The following is a 21113-nucleotide window of genomic DNA, read 5'->3' as shown; positions in this document are numbered from 1 at the left end:
GCGGGAAGTGCCCGCGCCGCGAGGGTTCGGCCGTCACCATGCGTAGAAGACGGGACAGGGGCGGGCCATTCCCGCCGCACCAGCGACGAAAGGCGATCATGCCAGAGGTTAACCGGCGGGACATGCTGCGCGGCGCGGCGCTGGGCGCGGGCGGGCTGACGGCGGCGGGCGCGATGCCGGCGTGGGCGCAACCCGTCTCCACCGGCGTCGTGCGGCCGTTGCCGACCGTGAGCGGCACCGACATCACGCTGGCCATCGCCCACCAGATGATCGCGATCGACGGGAGGCAGACGCACGCGATCGGCATCAACGGCACCGTGCCCGGCCCGCTCGTGCGGCTGAAGGAAGGCCAGACGGTGCGGCTGACGGTGGACAACCGGCTGGACGAGGACAGCTCGATCCACTGGCACGGCCTGCTGGTGCCGCCGCAGATGGATGGCGTGCCGGGCATCAGCTTCCCCGGCATCAAGCCCCGCAGCCGCTTCACCTACGAATTCCCGCTCCTCCAGTCCGGCACCTACTGGTATCACAGCCACTCGGCCATGCAGGAGCCGATGGGCGTCTATGGCCCGCTGGTGATCGACCCGGCCGGCGTCGATCCGATCGAGTCGGATCGCGAGCATGTGATCCTGCTGTCCGATCACAGCCCGATGCACCCGCATGTCGCGTTCAAAAAGCTCAAGCAGCAGGGCGGCTACTTCAACTATCAGAAGCAGACGCTGGGCGGGCTACTGGCGGGGCGCGACCAGAAGGAGCCCGACCGGCTGGAGTGGGGCGCGATGCGGATGGACCCGACCGACGTGTCGGACGTGACCGGCTCCACCTACACCTATCTCGTCAACGGCTATGGCCCGAAGGACAACTGGACCGCGCTGTTCCGGCCGGGCGAGCGGGTGCGCCTGCGCGTCATCAATGCCTCGGCGATGACGACGTTCAACGTGCGGATCCCCGGCCTGAAGCTGACGATCGTGGCCGCCGATGGCCTGCCCGTGCGGCCGGTGCCGGTGGACGAGTTCCAGATCGGCGTGGCCGAGACCTACGACGCGATCGTCACCCCCGCCGACGACCGCGCCTATTCGCTGATCGGCGAGGCGGTGGATCGATCGGGCATGGCGCGCGCCACGCTCGCCCCGCGCGAGGGGATGGTGGCTGAGGTGCCGCCGCTGCGCGCCCGCCCGCTCGCCACCATGAAGGACATGGGAATGGACATGGCCGGCATGGAAGGCATGGAAATGGACATGTCGATGCGCAACCCGAAGAACGCGCCGACCATCAAACTCAACCCCGGCGTGCAGACGATCTCGCCGATGGCGATGGACCGGATGGGGGAGCCAGGGCAGGGGCTGGCCGACACCGGCCACACCGTGCTGACGTACAGGGATCTGGTGGCGACGACCCGCAATCCTGATCCACGAACGCCGGATCGCGCGCTGACCATCCACCTGACCGGCAACATGGAACGCTACATGTGGGCGTTCGACGGCGAGAAATACAGCGACGTGACCGCGCCCATCCCGTTCCTGAAGGACGAGCGGGTCCGCGTGACGCTGGTGAACGACACGATGATGGGCCACCCGATCCACCTGCACGGTCATTTCTTCGAGCTGGTGACGGGGCATGGTGACCATTCCCCGCGCAAGCATACCGTGATCGTCCAGCCCGGCGGCACCGCCACCTTCGATGTCACGACCGACGCGGTGGGGGACTGGGCGTTCCACTGCCACATGTTCTTCCACATGCACGCGGGGATGATGCGGATGGTGAGCGTGCGCGCGAAGGAGGGCGCGGCATGAAGGCGCTTTTCCTGCTCGCGGCCGCCCCGCTGGCGCTCGCCTCGCCCGCGCTGGCGCAGCACGCTGGCCATGTCGCGCCATCGAAGGCGGATGCCGGACACGACATGGCCGGCATGGACATGGTCGGCGCGCCCGCGCCCGAGGCCGGCCCCGCCATGCCCGGCACGAAACAGGAAGGCGACGGCCCGCCTACCCCTGCCGATCCGCACGCCGGACACGATATGAGCGGCATGACGACGGACGGAGCGGCCTCCGCTGCCGACCCCCACGCGGGGCACGACATGGCCGGCATGAAGATGGACGGCGCCGAGCCACCGGCCGGCGCCGCCACGTCCGACGGCATGGCCGGCATGGATCACGCCGCGATGGGCCATGGCGCTGCCCCCGCCGCCGGCGAGGTGGGCGATGCGTCCGCGCCGCCGCCGCCCGCCGATCGCTGGGCCGACCGCTATTACCCCAGGGCGGAGATGGACGCCGCCCGTGCCATCACCCGCGCCGAGCATGGCGGCGGCCAGTACAGCCAGATCATGTTCAACCTCGCCGAAGTGCAGGTCCGCGAGGGCCGCGAGGGCTATCGCTGGGACGGCGAGGGCTGGTTCGGCGGCGATATCGACCGGCTGACGATCAAGACCGAGGGCGAGGCCAGCTTCGGCCGCACGCCCGGCAGCAACGTGGAGGCGGCCGAGGCGCAGGCGCTGTGGAGCCATGCGATCGACCCCTATTGGAACCTGCAATCGGGCGTGCGGGTGGATGTGCAGCCCGGCCCGTCGCGTGCCTATGCCACGCTCGGCTTCGAGGGGCTGGCGCCCTACTGGTTCGAGGTGGAGGGTGCCGTATTCCTCTCGGACCGGGGCGACGTGCTGGCCCGGCTGGAGGCGTATTACGATCAGCGGCTGACCCAGCGGCTGGTGCTGCAACCGCGCGCGGAGCTGAACTTCGCCGCGCAGGACGTGCCGGAGAACGAGATGGGATCGGGCCTCGTCAACGCCGAACTCGGCCTGCGACTGCGCTACGAGATAACGCGCGAATTCGCGCCCTACGTGGGCGTCTCGTGGGACCGCAAGGCCGGCGACACCGCGCGCTACGCTCGCGCGAATGGCGAACGGGCGAGCGAGGCGAGCTTCGTGGCGGGCGTACGCTTCTGGTTCTGAGGAGCGCGGGCCGCTGGAATCGCCTTGCTCCGCGCGACCCCGTCTGCCCCGTCACCCCAGCGAACGCTTGGGTTCCCACGTACTTGCCGGAACGGTTGCGCCTGGAGCGACGGAAGAGCGATCCCGGCGTGCGCCGGGATGACGGGGCGGGGTGGGGCGGAGCATGATGCGGGCGCAAGCGCAGGCAACGCCGCCGTCGCTATCCCCGCCGCGTCTCCAGCCCGCTCTCCCACGCCAGCGCATCGCGCACGATCGTGTCGAGGTCGTCGAGCCGGGGCTGCCAGCCCAGCGTCTCGCGGATCGCGTGGTTGTCCGCCACCAGCGAATCGGGGTCGCCCGCGCGGCGCGGGCCGATGCGGCGCTCGATCGTGCGGTTGGTCAGGCGATCGACCGCATCGAGTACCTCGCGCACCGAAAAACCCCGGCCGTAGCCGCAGTTGAGCCGGTGGCTGCGCGCCGGGTCCGCCTCCAGCGCCGCCAGCGCCATCAGGTGCGCTTCGGCCAGATCGGTGACGTGGATGTAATCGCGCACGCCGGTGCCGTCGGGCGTGGCGTAATCGGTGCCGAAGATCGAGACATGGTCGCGCTTGCCGCACGCCGCTTCGGCCGCGATCTTGATGAGGTGGGTGGCCCCCGCCGTGGACTGGCCCGAGCGACCCTGCGGATCGGCGCCCGCCACGTTGAAGTACCGCAACGCGCAATAATTCATCGAGTGCGCGGCAGCGACGTCGGCCAGCATCGCCTCGGTCATCAGCTTGGACATGCCATAGGGATTGATCGGCCGCTGCGGTGAATCCTCGGCCACCGGCACGACCTCGGGGATGCCATAGGTGGCGGCGGTGGAGGAGAAGATGAAGTGCGGCACGCCCGCCGCCACCGCCGCCTCGATCAGTGCGCGGCTGGCGGCGGTGTTGTTGCGGTAATATTTGAGCGGATCGGCGACCGACTCGGGCACCACCACCGATCCGGCGAAGTGCAGGATCGCGCCCACCTCATGCTCGGCCAGTACCCGGCCGACCAGCGCCATGTCGGCCACGTCACCTTCCACGAACGGTACGTCGGCGGGCACCGCCCAGCGGAAGCCGGTGACGAGGTTGTCAATCACCACCACGCGACGCCCGGCGTCGCGCAACGCCAGCACCGCGTGGCTGCCGATATAGCCCGCGCCGCCCGTCACCAGAACCGTGGGTGCATCCTGCCTGTCGCTCATCGTCGCTCCGTCGTCCGCCGGCATGCGCCGTCTCTGGGCCCGGCCTATGCCAAGGCGCGGATTAACATCGGGTGCGCCTTCGGGACAATGCGGCGTGGCTCACGGCACCTCGCGATTGTCGGCTTCCACCGCGCGGCGCTCGGCGAACCACTGGCGCAGCATCGCCTGGGTGCAGCCGGTCTGGCCGCTGGCGCCCACCGTGGTGCAGCTGTTGGGGCGCTGCGGTCGGCTCGCCTCCTCCAGCACCGGCACGCGGTCGCTCCACGATCGGGCGCCGGTTTCGTCCGGCTTCGTCTTGCGCAGTTTCTTGGGGATGCGGTAGCGTTCACTCTCCGGCTCGCGCGCGCAGACGACGATCTCGTCGCCCTCGCCCTTGGGGCATGGGTCGTTGCCATAGACGATCAGCGCGCTCTGCCGCGCCGGGGTAGCGGCGGCGGTATCGGCGTGCGCCGCCGATGCCGCCGTCAGCAGCAGCAGGGCGGACAACCCCGAAAAGGCGAGTCGTGTCATGGTGCGCTAAATCCCGTTCTGGCGTCGTGAATATCGCCGCGCCGCATTGCCACCGGATGTCACCGGTGCGTCACCGATGTAGCGCATCGCGGCCCCGTTTGGTTGCAGTGGATTTCAGGCGGTGCGGCGGGCAAGCTGGCGGCGATGCCGTCCCGTCTTGCCCGCCACCTGCTCGTCGCGTTTGCCCTGCTGGGGCTTGGCGGGCTGGCGTGGCTGTGGATCGCCACGCGGCCGCCGGCGGTGCCCGGGTTCGCCGCCGCGCGCGCCGCCTGGCGCCCCAGCGAGGCGTGGCTGTACGATCGCGACGGCCGGCTGCTCGATAGCGAGCGCGTGGATTTCTCCGTACGCCGGCTGGGCTGGACCCCGCTCGCCGCCACCGCACCGACGCTGCGCAAGGCGGTAGTCCTGGCCGAAGATCACCGCTTCTACGCCCACGACGGGGTGGACTGGCTGGCGACGGCCTCGGCGTTGCGGACACGGGTAGCGGGCGGGCGATCGCGCGGTGCCTCCACCATCACGATGCAGCTTGCCGGCTTCCTCGGCGGCGATCTCGCCCGCCCGGGCGCGCGAGGCTGGCGCGACAAGCTGCGGCAGATGCGCGCGGCCTGGGCGATCGAGGCGGGGTGGACCAAGCCGCAGATCCTGGAGGCGTATCTCAACCTCGCCGGTTTTCGCGGCGAGGCGCAGGGGGTGGCGGCAGCGGCGCAGACCGCGTTCGCCAAGCCGCCCGCCGCGCTTTCCCGAAACGAGGCGCTGCTGCTGGTGGCGCTGCTGCCCGATCCGCGCGCCGATGCCGCCACGGTTGCCCGCCGCGCGTGCCGGTTGCGCGGGGCCGGCGCGTGCGACGATCTGGTCGCCGGGGCGGAGGGGATGCTGGCATCGGGCCGGCGGCTGGCGCTCGATCCCGGCCTCGCGTCGCATCTGGCCGGCCGGCTGCTGCGCCGACCGGGGATGCGGGTGCGGACGATGATCGACCGCACCGTCCAGCAGGCGGCCACCACGGCGTTGCGCCGGCAGCTGTTGGGGCTGGGGGCGACACGCGCGCGGGATGGCGCGGTGGTGGTGGTGGAGAATGCCACGGGCGCGGTGCTCGCCTATGTCGGCGGGGTGGGCGGTGCCGCCACCGCCGCCGCCGTGGATGGCGCGAACGCCTACCGCCAGGCCGGATCGACGCTGAAGCCGTTTCTCTACGGGCTGGCGATGGAGCACGGCTGGCTCCCCCCCGCCTCGATCCTCGACGATGCGCCGGTGCAGCTCGATACCGCCTCCGGCCTGTACGTGCCGCAGAACTACGATCGCACGTTCCGGGGGGCGGTATCGGCGCGCAGCGCGCTGGCCGGGTCGCTCAACGTGCCGGCGGTCCGCACGCTGATCCTGACCGGGGTGGAGCCGTTCCGCGACCGGCTGTGGGATGCCGGCTATCGCGGGCTGACCGAGGACGGCGCCTATTACGGTTTCAGCCTCGCGCTCGGCTCGGCCGAGGTGACGCTGCTGGAGCAGGCCAACGCCTATCGCACGCTGGCCAACGGCGGCCGCTTCACCCCGCTGCGGCTGACGGCGGGGGCGCCGGTACAGCCCGCGCGGCCGGTGTTCACCCCACAGGCGGCGTGGCTGGCGGCGGACATGATGGCCGATCCGGGCGCGCGCGCCGCCACCTTCGGGCTGGAGAGCGCGCTGCGCCTGCCGTTCTGGGCGGCGGTGAAGACCGGCACCTCAAAGGCGATGCGGGACAACTGGTGCATCGGCTTCACCGATCGCTTCACCGTGGCGGTATGGGTCGGCAACCTGGAGGGCGATTCGATGCGCGCCGTCTCGGGCACCAGCGGTGCCGCCCCGGTATGGCGCGAGGTGATGCTGGCGCTGCACCGCCACCGGCCGGGGCTGCCGCCGCCGCGCCCGCCGGGGATCGAGGCGCGGAGGGTGGCGTTCGCCGGCGAGATCGAGCCGACCCGCCGCGAATGGTTCCTTGCCGGCACCGGGCAGGCGGCGCTGGCGGCGGCCCCGCCCGGCGCGCGCCGCCCCCGCATCACCGCGCCCGTTTCCGGCAGCGTCTATGCGCTGGACCCGGACATTCCACTGCCCCGCCAGCGGCTGCGGATCGCGGTGGCGGGCGGTGCGGCGGGGCATCGGCTGCTGCTGGACGGGCGCGATCTGGGGGCGGCATCGGCCAGCCCGCTGATCCTCGCCGGCCCCGGCCCGCATTGGCTGGTGCTGACCGACACCGGCGGGCGCGCGGTGGACCGGGTGCTGTTCACGATGCGGTAGGGGGCGAGGGCGCACTGTCGGAGTCAAATTGTTGACCAACTCATCCCTAGAGGCTGACCGGGATTTCAGCTTCATCCCCATACCCCGAGCGAAGTCGAGGGGCGGGCCGCGCGCGTGACGCTTCGTGTCTCGACTTCGCTCGACACAAGGGCGTGCGCGGCTGGAGTCCGAATCCCGACAGGATAACCGTCGACATCGAGATCCCGCTCATCCTGAGGAGGGACTGAGTCTGGCGAAAGCCTGTCTCGACGGACTCGACTGCCACCCTCCTTCGAGACGCCATTCCGGCAGGCTCGAAGGCTCCTCGGGATGGGCGGTCGAGGATCGGCCTTATGTCATCCTGCGCCGGCTACAGCGTCTTTTCGTAGATCCGGTACACGCGGTTGATCTTGCCATTCAGCATCTCGGCGATCGAGACCATGCCCTGATTGTCTTCCAGCACCCAGCCGATCTCGCCGCGCGTCGCACCATAGGTGACGATCGCCTCGCGGCGGATGTACTCGATCATCATGAAGGCCAGCTGGCTCGCCAGCCGCGTCGCCTGCAGCCGCTTGACCACGCCCATCAGCGGTACGCGCATGGTGCGGACCTTGGGCTTGCGCAGCCACCACAGCAGCCGCGCCCAGTTGAACGGCAGCAGCGATCCGCCGAATTCGCGGATCTTCTCGTTCAGGTCCGGCAAAGTAACCATGAAGGCGACCGGCTCGCCGTCCACCTCGGCCACCATGATGAGATCCTCGAACACGATCGGCTTCAGCTTCTTGCCGGCATAGTCGATCTCGGCGTCGGTCAGCGGCACGAAGCCCCAGTTGTCCGACCAGGCATCGTTGAGGATACGCAGGATCAGCCCGGCTTCCTCGGCGAATTTCGACTTGTCGACGCGGCGCACGTTGATCCGCGCATTGCGCTCGCCGGAGGTAACGATGCGCTGCACCAGCGGCGGGAACGGCGGCTGGATCGGCAGGTCGTAGGTGTTGAGATCCTTGACGCCGGTATAGCCCGTCGCCTCCACCCATGCCTGGTACTGCGGCTGGTGGTGGCCCATCATCACGGTGGGCGAATGATCGTGGCCGTACACCAGCAGGCCCGGCTCGTCCCAGATCGAGATGCTGATCGGGCCGACCGAGCGGGTCATGCCCTGATCGCGCAGCCAGCCCTCGGCGGCGGCGATCAGCGCGGCGGCGGTCTCCTCGCTGTCCGCCTCCAGCATGCCCCAATGGCCGGTGCCGGGGCCGCCGCCCTGTTCCACCGGCATGGCGAGCGACAGGTCGTCGATCTGGGCGGAGACGCGGCCCGCGCCCTTGCCGTCCCGCTCGGCGATGAAGAAAACGGCGCGACCGTGGCCGAACCACGGGTTGCGGCGCGGGTCGATCAGCCCGTGGACCTCGTCCTTCAGCGGTGGCACCCAGTTCGGATCGGACCCGTTCAGCGCGAACTGGACGTCGACGAACCTGTTACGATCGGTCTTGTCCTTGCCGATCTGCCGAATCACTGTCGCCACGCGTCGCTCCACCTTGGTCGGGCCGCTTTGATCGCGTCGCGCGGCCTCGGCGTCCAGCCGGTTATTTCGGCGTGTTGCCAGCGGCGCGGTGGCGATGGCTCGGCGGGCGCATCTCCACGCCACCCGAAAGGCGGGCGACGTGGGGAAAGCGTTCGGCCACCTCGGGGGTGTAGCCCAGATTGAACACGGTGGCGCTCTTCGCCCGATCGCTCACCTTGTTGTACATCGTGCCGAACAGGCGATCCCAGCCGAAGTTGGTGATGCCGAAATTGCCCGTCTCGTCATGGAAATGGTGGGCCATGTGGCGCTGCTTGATCGCCGCCAGCCAGCGGTTCTTCGGCCGGTACGACAGGTGCTGGATGCAGTGGAAGAACTCGTTCACGCAGGTCGTTATCATGCCGGTGGCGAACGCCGCCGCCGCCCCGCCCATGCCGCCGATCATCCAGCCGACCGGGATCGTCGCCGCCGCCACGGTGGGCACCACGTTGGCGGGCGAGCCGAACAGCACCTCCAGATGATTCGGATCCTGATGGTGATCGTAGTGGATCCGCTTCCACGTCGCGGCCAGCAGGCTGTGCTTCCACATCCACTGCGAGTGCAGCACCCAGCGGTGGAGCAGATACCAGACGAGCGGGAACAGCACGATCGCCGCGCCGATCGCCGCCAGCGAGTTGGGGATCGGGGCAGGGCGCCATGCCCACAGCCCGATGCCCACGGCGGCGAGGCCGAGATAGATCACGATCGCCGGATATTGCAGATAGGCGAACACCAGCTCGCGCAGAGTCATCCGGTCGAGATGATGCGATTTCTTCCAGAAGCCGGGCTTGGCCGTGGTCGCGGGCATCGGTTTCATTCCTGCTTCGTCTCGAACTGCGGGGGCATGCGCCGGATATGGCCCGCCGTCATGGATCCGCAATGAGGCGCTTTTGCGACGCCGTCCGGCTCGCGGCCGCTGCCGGCTATTCCTCGCTGCGGATCAGCACGACCTCGCCGATCAGGAGGAACAGCAGCGGCGGCGCCCAGGCGGCCAGCAGCGGCGGGTAGGCGCCGAGATTGCCCATCGCCAGCGCGAAATTGTCGACCACGAAATAGGTGAAGCCCAGCGCCATGCCGATCACCGCGCGGATGAACAGGTGGCCCGATCGCGCCAGCCCGAACGCGGCCACGCCGGCCAGCAGCGGCATCAGCATGGCGGAGAGCGGGCCGGAGATCTTGTGCCACAGCCCGGCCTCCAGCTCGCCGGTGGGGCGGCCGGCGGCGTGCAGGTCGGCGATGGCGATGCGCAGGGCACCGAAGCTGCGCTCGTCCGCGTCGACGTTGGCCAGCGTGAAGCGATCGGGCGTGATGCCGCGGCCGATCACCAGACCCGGCGCGGGCGCGCGCACGCCGCGCGCCACGTCGAACCGGGTGGCGTTCTCCACCAGCCAGCCGCCGTTCGCCTGCTTGGCGTGGGTGCCGGACACGATCGTCTGCAACGCGCCGCCGCGCCGGTCGTAGAGCGTGACGCCGGTCAGCGTGGTGGCAGCGCCGCGCCCGCCGGCGCTGTCGGCGTGGATCAGGTCGTCGCCGTCGCGCACCCACACGTTGCTGGAGATGCCGCGATCGATCGGCACCGGGCCGTAATTGGCGTTGTCCCACGCGGTCAGCGTGGCGGTGGCGCGGGCGACGATGCGGTCGTTGAACCAGAAGGAGCCGGCCGCGACCAGGATGCTCGCCACGATCAGCGGCGCGAGGATCTGGTGCGCCGAGACGCCTGCCGCCTTCATCGAGATGATCTCGCTGTTCTGGTTCATCGTGGCCAGCGTGATGAGCGAGCCGAGCAGCACCGCGAACGGCAGGAACCGCGCGACGATCTGCGGCGCGCGCAGCGACACGTAGGTCCATAGCTGCGCATCGCCGTTGCCGGGATAGGCCAGGATGTTGCCCGATTCGCCAAGCAGGTCGAGCGTCTGGAGGATCAGCACCAGCCCTGCCAGCACCGCGAAGGAGCGGACGAGGAACAGCCGCGCCATGTACCAGGTGATGGTGGGCGAGGCGAAGAAGCGCACGTTCAGGCTCATGCCGGCTTCTCCTTGCGCAGCAGGCGCAGCCAGCGGCGGAAGACGGCGCCGCTCTGCGCGGCCACCCGTTCCAGCGCGCCGATCGGCTGGCCGCCCGGCACATGCGCCAGCGTGCGGTACATCCACCACGAAAGCCCGGCGAACAGCAGGAACGGCACCCACAGCGCGATGATCGGGTCCACGCTACCACGCCCGCCCAGCGCCTCGGCATATTCGTTGATCTTGTGCTGCGTCACGATCATCACGATCGAGAGGAACACGCCCAGCGCCGAGGTGGATCGCTTGGGCGGCACCGCCAGCGCCAGCGCCAGCAGCGGCAGCAGGAACATCGTCGCCACCTCCACCAGGCGGAAGTGGAAGTTGGCGCGCAGCTCCGCCCGGGTCTGCGCATCGGTGCCGCTCTCGTGCGCGGTGCGCGCCAGTTCGGGCATCGTCATTTCCAGATCGCGCCCGCCGCGCGTGCGGAACGCCTCCATCCGCGGCAGGTCGATCGGCAGGTCGTGGCCGACGAAGGCCAGCACGCGCGGGGTGACGAAGCCCGGCGCATCGTGCACCAGCGTGCCGTTGCTCAGGCGCAGGATGATGGTGTTCGGATCGTCCGTCGCCATGAACCGGCCATGCTCGGCGGTGACGGCGAGCGTCTTGCCGTCCTTGCCGGCGGCCATGACGAAGATCCCGGTCAGCGCCTTGCCGCCGTCGCGGCTCTGCTCCACCCGCAGCGTCATCTTCTTGCCGAGTTTCGTGAACTCGCCGACCTTGATCGAGGCACCCAGCGCGCCCGATCGCAGCTCGAACCGCAGCCCCTCGTAGGCGTAGCGCGCATAGGGCTGGACGAAGCCGACGATCGCCAGGTTCAGCAGCGCCAGCGCGGCGGCATACATGAACGGTACGCGCAGCAGCCGGCCATAGCTCATCCCCACGGCGCGCAGCACGTCCAGCTCGGAGGAGAGCGCCAGCTTGCGGAAGGCGAGCAGGATGCCGAGCATCAGCCCGATCGGGATGCCGAGCGAGAGATATTCCGGCAGCATGTTGGCCAGCATCTTCCACACGACGCTGACCGGCCCGCCCTGCTGCGCCACGAAATCGAACAGCCGGAGCATCTTGTCCAGCACCAGCAGCATCGCCGAGACCACCAGCGTGCCCAGCAGGGGCACGGCGATGAGACGGGCGAGGTAACGGTCGGTGAGGCTGCCGATGTTCAAATTTGGACGCCCCATGACCATGTTTTGGCCGCAAAGGCAGCCGAGTTTGCGTGGCTCGGGGGTAGCCGTACCCGCCGTCCGTTCGCGCACGGCTATAGCTTCCGGGAGTCGAGAGGTCATGTTGAAACTGTCGCATACGATCGCTGTTCTGGTCGCGCTGTCGGCGCCGCTGGCAGGCGCGTCGGCGGCTGCCATCAAGGCCGGCGGCATCACCGGCGTCGCCACCGCCGATCCCGCCGCCTGCCGCCCCGGCAGCCAGCGCCCGGCGGTGCTGGTGAAGGTGGACGGATTCAAGCGGATCGGCGGCAATCTGCGGGTGCAGGTCTATGGCGGCGATCCCGCGCAGTTCGTGAAGGGCGGCGAGCGGCTGGCGCGAATCGACATGCCCGTGCGTACCGCGCCGAGCGAGGTGTGCGTCGCGCTGCCCGGCCCCGGCCGCTACGCCATCGCCGTGCGGCACGACGTGGAGGGCGACGGCAAGAGCGGCCTGAACGACGGCGGCGGCTTCTCGCGCAATCCCGGCATCTCGCTGTCCGACGTACTTGCCCGGCGGATGCCGCGCTACGAGGACGTCGCGATCGCGGTGGGGGCAGGGCCGCGCCCGGTCGATATCGTGCTGAACTACCGCCAGGGCCTGTCGATCAAGCCGCTGGCGATGGCGCACACCCGCGTGGCGGCCTTCTGATCCGATGGCACTGATCGCCCTCCTCTCGAATCCACGTTCCACCGGCAACCGCGCCATGCTGCCGCGCGTCCGCAGCTTCTGCGCGCAACACAGCGAGATCTTCCACTACGAGGTGGAGGATGTCGCCCAGATCGGCGAGGCACTGCGCACCATCGCGCGGGTGAAGCCGCGCGTGCTGGTGGTGAACGGCGGCGACGGGACGGTGCAGACCACGCTGACCGAACTGTATCATGGCGGCCATTTCGAAGGCGCGCCGCCGCCGCTGGCGGTGCTGCCCAACGGCAAGACCAACCTGATCGCGCTCGATCTGGGCGCCACCGGCGATCCGATCGCCGCGCTGGAGCGGGTGCTGGAGATCGCCCGCGGTGGCGTGGAGGAGCATGTCGTCTCGCGCGAGCTGATCTCGCTGACCAACGGCGACAGCGACACGCGGCCGGTGCTGGGCATGTTCCTGGGCGGCGCGGGGCTGGCCGATTCGATCCTGTTCTGCCGCAACAAGGTGTATCCGCTGGGCCTGCCCAACGGCCTGAGCCACGCGCTCACCTTTTTGGCCGTGGTGCTGTCGCTGATGGTGGGCATCCGCGCCGCCTTCCTGCCGCCGCGCCCGCGTCCGCTCACCGTGTCGCTGATCCGGCAGGGCGTGATCCAGGGGAGCTTCGCGCTGCTGATCGTCACCACGCTGCAGAAGATGCTGCTCAACACGCAGACCTTTTCAGGCGACGTGCGGCCGGGCGGGCTGAAGCTGATGATGGTCAACCACAGCCCCGTCAGCCTCGTCCGCGCGATCGCCGCCGGCGTCTCGGGCAAGCTGGGCCACCGCGCGATGGCGGGCGTGCACGTGGAGCGCGGCGACGAGATCCGCATCGAGGGGGACCGCTCCAGCGTGATCCTCGACGGCGAGGTGTTCGAGGCGCGGGCCGGCGGTGCCATCGTGCTGACCCACACCACCCCCATGCCCTTCCTCCGCCTCGCCGCCTGAGGCGGGACCGGCCGGGGACAGTTCGATGGATGTGCTAGCCGGTCTGGTGGCCGAGGAACTCGGCGAGCCCGTCGATCCGCGCGTCGCGGCATTGGCCGCCGCGATCGCCGCGCAGCATGGCGCGGCGGCACGCGCGGTGCTGTTCTACGGATCGTGCCTGCGCGAAAGCCGGCTCGACGGGCTGATGCTCGATTTCTACCTGATCGTGGCGGATTATCGCAGCGCCTATCGCCAGCGCTGGCTCGCCACCGCCAACCGGCTGATACCGCCCAACGTGTTTCCCTTCGCGCATGACGGGCTGACCGCCAAATATGCCGTGCTGAGCGAGGCGGACTTCGCCCGGCTGGCCGGCAGCGCGACGCGTGGCGTGTCGGTGTGGGCGCGGTTCGCCCAGCCGGCGCGGCTGGCGTGGAGCGCCAACGCGGTCGCCCGCCGCCGCGCGATCGACGCGGTGGCCGGCGCCGCCCCCGCGCTGCTCGCCGCCGCGCGGCCGCTGCTGCCCGACCGGCTCGACCGCCTCGATCTGTGGCGCGCCGCCTTCGCGCTCACCTACTCGGCGGAACTACGTGCGGAGCGCACGCAACGCGCCGCCTCGGTGGTGGAGGCGGACCCGGCGCGCTATGCCGCCTTCACCGCGCCCGCGCTGGCGGCGGCCGGCCTCTCCGCGCGTATCGGCCATGACGCACAGGTGGATTTCGCCGAACCGGCCACGCCCGCGATCCGCGCGGCGGGCGAGCGGCTGTGGGCGCGGCGGCGGCGGGAGGGCAAGGCGCTCACTTTGCTGCGGCTCGCCAAGGCCAGCGCGACCTTTGCCGGCGGGATCGATTATCTCGCATGGAAGATCAACCGCCACGCCGGCACCGCCATCGCCATCCGCCCGTGGCAGCGCCGGTTCCCGCTGCTCGGCGCGCTGAGCCTGCTGCCCCGGCTGATCGGCGGCGGCGCGATCCGCTAGGCGGCGGGCGACGGCCTATTCGTTGGCCGCGCGCGACCGGGGCGGGTGCCGGCCGGACAGTGCACCCGCCACGGCGCGGTCGAGCGCGGCGACGGTGAACGGCTTGCGCAACACCTCGTAGCCGGCAAAGCCGGTGGCGTCCGCCGCTTCGCCGACATAGCCGGTCACGTACAGCACCGGCAGCGCGCCGTGGCGGTCCGCGACGGCGGCGATCAGTTCCGGCCCGGTCATGCCCGGCATCACCACGTCGGTGACGATCAGCGCGATTTCGTCGCGCGTGTCGAGCAGGGCGATCGCCTCGGCGCCGCTGGCGCAGGGCAGGGGGACGTAACCCAGCTCGCGCAGGCCGCCCACCGTGGCCTGCCGCACGCGCGGATCGTCCTCCACCACCAGGATCACGGCCCCCGCCGCCGCGCGCGCGAGCGGCACGATGGGGGTGACGACCCCGGACGTCTGCGCGCGCGCCTGCGGTACGAAGCGCGGCAGGTAGAGCGATACGGTGGTGCCCGCGCCCGGCGTGGAATCGATCGCCACCTCACCCTCGGACTGGCGGGCGAAGCCGAAGATCTGGCTGAGGCCCAGGCCGGTGCCCTTTCCTGGCGGCTTGGTGGTGAAGAACGGCTCGAACACGCGCGCCAGCACCTCGGGCGTCATGCCCGTGCCGCTGTCGACCACGGCGACGCGGACGTAGTCGCCGGCCCGCGCCTCGCCGATGTCGCCGTCTCCCAGCGTCACGTTGGTGGTGGCGATCGTCAGCCGGCCCTCTTCGTGCATCGCATCGCGCGCGTTGACCGCGAGGTTGAGGATGGCGTTTTCGAGCTGGTGGGGATCGCACCACACGTGCCAGCCACCGGGGGCGGCGCTGGTCTTCACCGCGATCCGCTCGCCCAGCGTGCGGTCGATCAGATCGGACATGCCGGCGATCAGCGCGCCCGGCTCCACCCCCTCGGGCAGCAGCGGCTCGGCGCGCGCGAAGGCGAGCAGGCGGCGAGTGAGGGCGGCGGCGCGGATGGCGCCCTCCATCGCATTGTCGAGGTGGCGGCCCACCTCGCCCGCCTCATGCTCCAGCCGCCGTCGCGCCAGATCGAGGCCGCCGATCACCACGGCCAGCATATTGTTGAAATCGTGCGCGATGCCGCCGGTGAGCTGGCCGACCGCCTCCATCTTCTGCACCTGCCGCAGCTGCGCCTCGGCCGCCTCGCGCGTTTCCGCCTCGCCGCGCAGCCGGTCGTTGGCCTCGCGCAGTTCCTGCGTGCGGGCGGCGACGGCCTGTTCCAGTGCGCGGGCACGCGCCGACTCGGTCCGCGCGTCGAGCCGCGCGCGGGCGCGCTGGGCGAGCGCCTGTACCGTCGTCCAGCCGAGCGCCGCCGCGCACAGCACCAGCAGCAGGCCGATGCCTGAGAGCAGCGCGGTGAGATAGTTGGCACGATCGACCGACAGCGCCGCGCGGTCCGCCCGCGCATCGAGCAGGTCGCGCTCGTTCGCCGCGATCCGCGCCATCAGCGTATCGATCCGGGCGATGCTCCCGGCCTTGCCCGCCTCGTAGTACATCGACAGCGCCGTCCACCCCTGGCGCGAGAAGGTGCGCGTGGCGGGCCGCGCCAGTTCGACGCCGCGCTCGCGGTAGAGGTGGCGGAGATCGCGCACCAGCGGTGCCTGCGCCGGGTTGTCCCGGGTGAGGTCCGCCAGCCGGTCGAGCTGGCGGCCGGCCTTCTTCCACTCGTCGAAGTAGAGCGCCCCGGTCTGCTTCTCGCCGCTGATGACGAACCGACCGAGTGCCGCCTCCGCGCGGGCGATCGAGGTATCGAGCTGGCGGGGGACGAGCATCACGTCGTAGCTGTGGCGCTCGCGCAGCAGCGCCTTGTCCCGCTCCATGTTGGAGATGGCGACGAGGACGACGAGCGCGATCAGCAGCACCGCCGCGATCAGCGCGGCGATGCTGGCAAGACGGCGCTGCCACGCGCCGGGGGAAGCACCATCGCTCAGGGTATCGGCGGAATCCTGCGACATCGTGGCGCAGCCTAGCCCACCATATGTCGGCGGCAAAGCCCGGGATGGTCTAAGGTCCCGCTCCCGCCGCCCCGAAGCGGGTCCGGGATAGCAGGATCGGGCCGTTCAGGCGATGCAGCCCACCGCGCGGCCCGCCGTGGCGAACATCTCGAGGATCTGCCCGACCTGCTCGTCGGTATGCGCCGCGCACAGCGAGCAGCGCAGCAGGAACATGCCCGCCGGCGTGGCGGGTGGCCGGGCCATGTTGACGTACAGGCCCAGTTCCAGCAGCGCCTGCCACACGCCCACGGCGGTTTCCTGATCGGGAAAGATCACCGCGATGATCGCCGACTGCGCGGTCGGCGTGCCCAGCGTATAGCCCAGATCGCGCAGGCCCTGATGCAGCCGCCGGCTGTTCTTCCACAGGTGCGCGCGCTTCTCGCCCGCGTGCATCAGCTTGCGGATCGAGGCGGCGGCGGTGGCGACGACCGAGGGCGGCAGCGACGCGGTGAACACGTAGGGCCGGCAGACGAGGCGCAACACCTCGAACTTGGGATGGTTCGACACGCAGAAGCCGCCGACCGTGCCGACCGACTTGGAGAAGGTGCCGACGACGAAGTCGATGTCGTCGGAAACGCCCGCTTCCTCGAACACGCCGCGGCCATGCTCGCCGAAGAAGCCCATGCCGTGGGCTTCGTCGCACAGGATCATGCAGCCGTGCTTCTTGGCGACGGCCACCATCTCCTTGAGCGGGGCGATGTCGCCGAGCATCGAATAGACGCCCTCGAGGATCACCAGCTTGCCGGCTTCCCTGGGCAGGCGACCGAGCCGCTTGTCGAGATCCTCGACCGAATTGTGGCGGAAGCGGACGACCTCCGCATTGCCCAGCCAGCAGCCGTCGTAGATCGAGGCGTGGCTGTCGGCATCGAGGATGATGTAGTCCCCCTTGCCGGCGAGCGTGGAGATCACGCCCAGATTGGCCTGATAGCCGGTCGAGAAGACGATCGCCGACGACGTGCCGTAGAATTCCTTGAGGGCATCCTCGCACTCGCGGTGGCCCTGATAGGTGCCGTTCAGCACGCGGCTGCCGGTAGTGCCCGCGCCGAACTCGTCCAGCGCCTGCTTGCCCGCCGCCACCACGTCCGGGTCGAACGTCATGCCCATGTAGTTGTAGGTGCCGAGAAGGATCGTCTCGCGGCCGGAGATGATCGCCGCGGTGGGCGACAGCACCTCCTCCATCACGATCGCATACGGATCGCGCACGCCGGTATCGAGCAGCGCCTGCCGTTCGGCGATCAGCGCGTCGAACTTGGAAAGCAGGTCGCCCGCGGGCGGCGTGCCCTCGTCGCCGAGGCGGACGGCATCGGGGGTGGTGGCGGCGTCGCTCATGCCTTCAGCTTCTCGACCGCGTCGACGAGCTGGCCGACCGTCTCGATCTCGGCCTGCATGTTCATCGTGATGATGATGTCGAACTCGTCCTCGATCGCCGCCACGAAATCCATGACGGTCAGGCTGTCCCATTCCAGATCGCGGGCGAAGCTGGTGTCATCGGTGAGGGCGGCCTGCTTCTTGTTGAAGGGCTCGATCGCCTGCGTCACCTTGGCGAAGGTCTGGTCACGGTCGCTCATCGGGAATCCTTAGTCGGTCGCCCGCGCGCTTGCCAAGCGATTGCGGCGGCATCGGGGCAGGCGGCCCGTCGTGGCCCGATTCGTCACCGGCTGGCAAGCGAGCCGCGACCGTGGCACTGTCTCGCCCACAAAGGGGAGGAACACTTGCCGGACGCGCATAACGATCCCGATCGCCACATCCCCAAGCCCTATACCGCCAATTCGATCGACATGCTGGTGGCGGTGCACCGCGCGCACGTGACGCTGAGCCAGATGGCGGACCAGAAGGCCAGCATCCTGATGGGCGCCACCTTCGTGATCTTCACCATCACCATCGGCCAGGCGCGGGGCGGCACGGGGGCGCCGTTGCCGCTGTTGATTCTCGGCGGCTTCGCCTTCTTCTCGGCGGTGCTGGCGGTGCTGGCGATCCTGCCGCATGTCCACACCATCCGCAGCCCGCGCCCCAACCTGCTGTTCTTCGGCTCGTTCACCCAGCTCGGCGAGGAGGAATATATCGACCGGCTGTGCGAGCAGATGCAGAGCGACGACACGATCTTCGCCACGATGGCGCGCGACATCTACCAGAACGGGCAGGTGCTGGAGCACAAGAAGTACCGGCTGCTCGGCTACGCCTATCGCGTGTTCCTCGTCGGGCTGACGGCCAGCTTTCTCGCCTTCGTGGGCCAGTATCTGCTGCACCGGGACATGCCGGGCGCACCGGGCGCGACGGGCCGGGCCGCCGTTCACGCCGACCACCGCTCACTCTGATCGAGACGTTGCGTTTGCGGATGCGGGTGGTCGTGCCCAGATACGGCGCTCCAGTCACCCACAGGAGCATCCGCATGTCGATCAACGTCATCTACAAGACCAGTGCCACCGCCACCGGCGGGCGTGACGGCGCCGCCCGTTCCGACGACGGTTCGGTCGACGTGAAGCTGGTCGTGCCCAAGGAGATGGGCGGCCCCGGCGGTGATGGCGCCAACCCGGAAAAGCTGTTCGCCGCCGGCTACTCGGCCTGCTTCCTCGGCGCGCTGAAGGCGGTGTCGGGCAAGGAAGGCGTGACGGTGCCCGCCGATGCGACGGTGAAGGCCGAGATCGGCTTCGGCCCGCGATCGGAGGGCGGCTTCGGCATCACCGCCGATCTGGTGGTGACGCTGCCCGGCGTGGAGCGCGAGGCCGGCGAGCGGCTGCTGAAGGCCGCGCACGAGGTATGCCCCTACTCCAACGCCACGCGCGGCAATGTGGACGTTGGCCTGACGCTGGCCTGAGCCGGCCGTGCGAGGGGTGGCGCTAGAGCCGCCCCGCCGCGCGATACCATGCGGCGGTGGCGCGCAGGCCGTCCGCCGTCGCCACCGCCGGTCGCCACAGACCGGCGGCGGGGCGGCGGGCGGCCACCCAGTCCGGATGGCAGAAATAGCGGACGCGATCGGGCGTGAGCTTGGCACGGTCGCGGCGGATCAGCCCGTCCCCCCATGCCACCAGCCGCAGCATCGCGGCCGGCACCGGCAGCGGCAGCACCCGCCGGTCGACCGCCGCGCCGATCGCGCGGGCCAGATCGCGGTGGTCCCAGCCGCCCGGCACGCCGTCGTCCGGCTCGATCGTCTCCCGCAGTGCGCCGTCGCCGGTGGCGAGCAGCAGTAGCAGCCGCGCCAGATCCTCGACGTGGATCAGCGACAGCCGCCCCCCCGGCGGCAGCGGCATGACGCCGCGCTTCGCCATGCGGAACAGTTCCAGCATCTCGCGGTCGCCCGGGCCGTAGACGGCGGGTGGGCGCACGATCGTCCAGTCGAGCGACGCGGCGGCGACCGGCGCCTCCGATTCCGCCTTGGACCAGCCATAGTCGGACAATGCCGGCTCGCGTGCGGCGAGCGAGGAGACGTGGACGAAGCGGCTGACCCCCGCCTGCGTCGTGGCGGTCAGCATCGCCTGCGTGCCGGCGATGTTGCCGGCGGCGAAACCCGCGCGATCGGGCGCGTTGATGACGCCTGCGACGTGGATCACCGCCTCCACGCCCGCCACCAGCGCGGCGAGGCTGTCGGGTCGGTTGAGCGCGCCGGCCACCCACGTCACGCCCGGCTGATCCGGCTGCCCGCGCCGGGCGAGCGCACGGACCTCGTGGCCGGCTTCGGTCGCCAGCCGGATCAGGTGGCGGCCGACGAAGCCGGTGCCGCCGGTGATCGCCAGTTTCATGGCCGGCTCACAGCATCACCAGATGATCGCGGTGGACCATCGCGGCGCGCGGGGCGTAGCCGAGCAGTTCCTCCAGCGCATCGCGCCGACGGCCGGTGATGCGCGCCGCATCGGCCGCGTCATATTCCGCCAGACCGCGCGCGAGCAGTGCCTCGCCCGGACCGATGATGTCGATCACGTCGCCGCGCACGAACCGCCCCTCCACGGTGATGGCGCCGGCGGCGAGCAGGCTGCGTCCTTGCGCCAGCGCCGTCGCGGCACCGGCGTCGACATGGATCCGGCCCTTGGAGGTCAGCCGCCCCGCCAGCCACGCCTTGCGCGCGGAGGCGGCCTTCGGCGCGACGAACACGGTGCCGCGCCCGTCGGCGTCGAACGCGGCGAGCGGATGGTCGCGCTTGCCGGAGACGATCGCCAGATGCGCGCCCGCCGCCATCGCGATGCGCGCGCCCTCCAGCTTCGAGATCATGCCGCCCGATCCCATGCCGGAGGCCGAGCCGCCGTCCGCCATCGCCCGGATGCGCGCGTCCAGCCGGGTCACCTCCGGCACGAAGCGCGCATCGGGGTCGCGCCCCGGGTTGGCGGTGTACAGCCCGTCGATGTCGGAGAGCAGGATCACGCCGTTGGCCAGCGCCGCCTGCCCGATCCGCGCGGCCAGCCGGTCGTTGTCGCCGAAGCGGATCTCCTCGGTGGCGACCGAGTCGTTCTCGTTGATGACCGGCACCACGCCGAGGCTCAACAGCCGGTCGAGCGTGGCGGCGGCGTTGAGGTAGCGGCGGCGGTCTTCCAGATCGTCGAGCGTGACGAGCATCTGCGCGGCGGTCAGCCCCTCGGCATGGAGCAGTTCGGCCCACACGTGGCTCAATGCGATCTGGCCGACGGCGGCGGCGGCCTGCGCGTCCTCCAGCGTGGCGCGGCCGCCTTTGGCCAGCCCCAGCCGGCGCGCGCCCAGTGCGATCGCGCCCGAGGAGACGACGACGATCCGCTGCCCGGCGCGGTGCCGCGCGGCGATATCGGCG

General features: G+C 70.3%; 19 protein-coding genes. 8 read left to right on the top strand and 11 right to left on the bottom strand.

Annotated features, from left to right (window positions below; translation table 11 throughout):
• Positions 1 to 98: 98 nt before the first annotated feature.
• Entirely contained in the window at positions 99 to 1793 is a 1695-nt protein-coding gene (locus FOY91_RS04550) for a copper resistance system multicopper oxidase (protein WP_145148588.1), read from the top strand.
• Entirely contained in the window at positions 1790 to 2944 is a 1155-nt protein-coding gene (locus FOY91_RS04545) for a copper resistance protein B (RefSeq protein ID WP_145148586.1), read from the top strand. Before FOY91_RS04550 ends, FOY91_RS04545 begins: the two co-directional genes overlap by 4 nt.
• 199 nt (positions 2945 to 3143) lie before the next feature.
• Here the strand turns inward: FOY91_RS04545 and galE are convergent, their stop codons facing one another.
• Together galE and FOY91_RS04535 are read right to left on the bottom strand one after the other, a co-directional pair.
• On the bottom strand, positions 3144 to 4154 hold the full coding sequence (galE, locus tag FOY91_RS04540) for a UDP-glucose 4-epimerase GalE (RefSeq protein ID WP_145148674.1): 1011 nt from the start codon (positions 4152 to 4154) through the stop codon (positions 3144 to 3146).
• Between the two features lie 99 nt (positions 4155 to 4253).
• A complete protein-coding gene (locus FOY91_RS04535; RefSeq protein ID WP_145148584.1) occupies positions 4254 to 4664 on the bottom strand; it encodes a hypothetical protein in 411 nt (136 codons plus the stop codon).
• Positions 4665 to 4808: 144 nt separating this feature from the next.
• Here FOY91_RS04535 and pbpC point away from each other — a divergent pair, with 144 nt between their 5' ends.
• Positions 4809 to 6929 carry a penicillin-binding protein 1C gene (gene pbpC, locus FOY91_RS04530; protein WP_145148672.1) on the top strand — a complete coding sequence of 707 codons (2121 nt, stop codon included), beginning with the start codon at positions 4809 to 4811 and terminating at the stop codon, positions 6927 to 6929.
• A gap of 349 nt (positions 6930 to 7278) precedes the next feature.
• Here pbpC and FOY91_RS04525 read toward each other — a convergent pair whose 3' ends face one another.
• From FOY91_RS04525 to lptF, 4 genes are all read right to left on the bottom strand, one after another.
• Positions 7279 to 8430, bottom strand: a complete 1152-nt coding sequence (locus FOY91_RS04525; RefSeq protein ID WP_145148582.1) for an N-acetyltransferase — start codon at positions 8428 to 8430, stop codon at positions 7279 to 7281.
• 61 nt (positions 8431 to 8491) lie between these two features.
• A complete protein-coding gene (locus tag FOY91_RS04520; protein ID WP_145148581.1) occupies positions 8492 to 9283 on the bottom strand; it encodes a sterol desaturase family protein in 792 nt (263 codons plus the stop codon).
• Between the two features lie 106 nt (positions 9284 to 9389).
• The gene (gene lptG, locus FOY91_RS04515; protein WP_420822855.1) at positions 9390 to 10484 is read right to left on the bottom strand and encodes an LPS export ABC transporter permease LptG; all 1095 of its coding nucleotides are present in this window, start codon (positions 10482 to 10484) and stop codon (positions 9390 to 9392) included.
• A gap of 2 nt (positions 10485 to 10486) precedes the next feature.
• The gene (gene lptF / locus FOY91_RS04510) at positions 10487 to 11686 is read right to left on the bottom strand and encodes an LPS export ABC transporter permease LptF (RefSeq protein WP_145148670.1); all 1200 of its coding nucleotides are present in this window, start codon (positions 11684 to 11686) and stop codon (positions 10487 to 10489) included.
• 124 nt (positions 11687 to 11810) lie between these two features.
• On the opposite strand from lptF, the gene FOY91_RS04505 reads away from it, so the two are divergent.
• Genes FOY91_RS04505 through FOY91_RS04495 form a run of 3 tightly spaced genes read left to right on the top strand, consistent with a single transcriptional unit; the run spans position 11811 to position 14311 of the window.
• Positions 11811 to 12377, top strand: coding sequence for a DUF2141 domain-containing protein (locus FOY91_RS04505; RefSeq protein WP_145148577.1), 567 nt, complete (start codon positions 11811 to 11813; stop codon positions 12375 to 12377).
• A 4-nt stretch (positions 12378 to 12381) separates the two neighbouring features.
• On the top strand, positions 12382 to 13356 hold the full coding sequence (locus FOY91_RS04500; RefSeq protein WP_145148575.1) for a diacylglycerol/lipid kinase family protein: 975 nt from the start codon (positions 12382 to 12384) through the stop codon (positions 13354 to 13356).
• Between the two features lie 25 nt (positions 13357 to 13381).
• On the top strand, positions 13382 to 14311 hold the full coding sequence (locus tag FOY91_RS04495) for a hypothetical protein (protein WP_145148573.1): 930 nt from the start codon (positions 13382 to 13384) through the stop codon (positions 14309 to 14311).
• Between the two features lie 15 nt (positions 14312 to 14326).
• On the opposite strand, the gene FOY91_RS04490 is transcribed toward FOY91_RS04495, so the two are convergent.
• From FOY91_RS04490 to FOY91_RS04480, 3 genes are all read right to left on the bottom strand, one after another.
• Complete coding sequence (locus FOY91_RS04490; RefSeq protein WP_145148571.1) at positions 14327 to 16321, bottom strand: ATP-binding protein; 1995 nt, start codon at positions 16319 to 16321, stop codon at positions 14327 to 14329.
• Between the two features lie 105 nt (positions 16322 to 16426).
• Entirely contained in the window at positions 16427 to 17689 is a 1263-nt protein-coding gene (spt, locus tag FOY91_RS04485; RefSeq protein ID WP_145148569.1) for a serine palmitoyltransferase, read from the bottom strand.
• Complete coding sequence (locus tag FOY91_RS04480) at positions 17686 to 17928, bottom strand: acyl carrier protein (RefSeq protein WP_145148567.1); 243 nt, start codon at positions 17926 to 17928, stop codon at positions 17686 to 17688. The genes spt and FOY91_RS04480 overlap by 4 nt, the downstream gene beginning before the upstream one ends.
• A 144-nt stretch (positions 17929 to 18072) precedes the next feature.
• On the opposite strand from FOY91_RS04480, the gene FOY91_RS04475 reads away from it, so the two are divergent.
• Both FOY91_RS04475 and FOY91_RS04470 read left to right on the top strand, forming a co-directional pair.
• Complete coding sequence (locus FOY91_RS04475; RefSeq protein WP_238995248.1) at positions 18073 to 18675, top strand: Pycsar system effector family protein; 603 nt, start codon at positions 18073 to 18075, stop codon at positions 18673 to 18675.
• A gap of 74 nt (positions 18676 to 18749) precedes the next feature.
• On the top strand, positions 18750 to 19175 hold the full coding sequence (locus FOY91_RS04470; RefSeq protein WP_145148565.1) for an organic hydroperoxide resistance protein: 426 nt from the start codon (positions 18750 to 18752) through the stop codon (positions 19173 to 19175).
• Positions 19176 to 19197: 22 nt separating this feature from the next.
• Here the strand turns inward: FOY91_RS04470 and FOY91_RS04465 are convergent, their stop codons facing one another.
• Positions 19198 to 20097: an NAD-dependent epimerase/dehydratase family protein gene (locus tag FOY91_RS04465; protein WP_145148563.1), complete on the bottom strand. Its 900-nt coding sequence runs from the start codon at positions 20095 to 20097 to the stop codon at positions 19198 to 19200.
• A 7-nt stretch (positions 20098 to 20104) separates the two neighbouring features.
• The coding region (gene proB / locus FOY91_RS04460; protein WP_145148560.1) for a glutamate 5-kinase at positions 20105 to 21113 on the bottom strand (1009 nt) is incomplete at its 5' end.

Origin of the sequence: Alterirhizorhabdus solaris (assembly GCF_007785815.1) — a bacterium.
GTDB classification, from domain to species: Bacteria; Pseudomonadota; Alphaproteobacteria; order Sphingomonadales; family Sphingomonadaceae; genus Alterirhizorhabdus; species Alterirhizorhabdus solaris.
Note: the sequence above shows the minus strand (reverse complement) of the source record. Positions and strands in the feature narration are given on the sequence as shown.

Excerpts from the sequence above, each read along its gene's own strand:
- FOY91_RS04550 (WP_145148588.1), top strand. The coding sequence starts at position 99 with ATGCCAGAGGTTAACCGGCGGGACATGCTGCGCGGCGCGGCGCTGGGC.
- FOY91_RS04545 (WP_145148586.1), top strand. The coding sequence starts at position 1,790 with ATGAAGGCGCTTTTCCTGCTCGCGGCCGCCCCGCTGGCGCTCGCCTCG.
- galE (WP_145148674.1), bottom strand. The coding sequence starts at position 4,154 with ATGAGCGACAGGCAGGATGCACCCACGGTTCTGGTGACGGGCGGCGCG.
- FOY91_RS04535 (WP_145148584.1), bottom strand. The coding sequence starts at position 4,664 with ATGACACGACTCGCCTTTTCGGGGTTGTCCGCCCTGCTGCTGCTGACG.
- pbpC (WP_145148672.1), top strand. The coding sequence starts at position 4,809 with ATGCCGTCCCGTCTTGCCCGCCACCTGCTCGTCGCGTTTGCCCTGCTG.
- FOY91_RS04520 (WP_145148581.1), bottom strand. The coding sequence starts at position 9,283 with ATGAAACCGATGCCCGCGACCACGGCCAAGCCCGGCTTCTGGAAGAAA.
- FOY91_RS04505 (WP_145148577.1), top strand. The coding sequence starts at position 11,811 with ATGTTGAAACTGTCGCATACGATCGCTGTTCTGGTCGCGCTGTCGGCG.
- FOY91_RS04500 (WP_145148575.1), top strand. The coding sequence starts at position 12,382 with ATGGCACTGATCGCCCTCCTCTCGAATCCACGTTCCACCGGCAACCGC.
- FOY91_RS04495 (WP_145148573.1), top strand. The coding sequence starts at position 13,382 with ATGGATGTGCTAGCCGGTCTGGTGGCCGAGGAACTCGGCGAGCCCGTC.
- FOY91_RS04490 (WP_145148571.1), bottom strand. The coding sequence starts at position 16,321 with ATGTCGCAGGATTCCGCCGATACCCTGAGCGATGGTGCTTCCCCCGGC.
- spt (WP_145148569.1), bottom strand. The coding sequence starts at position 17,689 with ATGAGCGACGCCGCCACCACCCCCGATGCCGTCCGCCTCGGCGACGAG.
- FOY91_RS04480 (WP_145148567.1), bottom strand. The coding sequence starts at position 17,928 with ATGAGCGACCGTGACCAGACCTTCGCCAAGGTGACGCAGGCGATCGAG.
- FOY91_RS04470 (WP_145148565.1), top strand. The coding sequence starts at position 18,750 with ATGTCGATCAACGTCATCTACAAGACCAGTGCCACCGCCACCGGCGGG.
- FOY91_RS04465 (WP_145148563.1), bottom strand. The coding sequence starts at position 20,097 with ATGAAACTGGCGATCACCGGCGGCACCGGCTTCGTCGGCCGCCACCTG.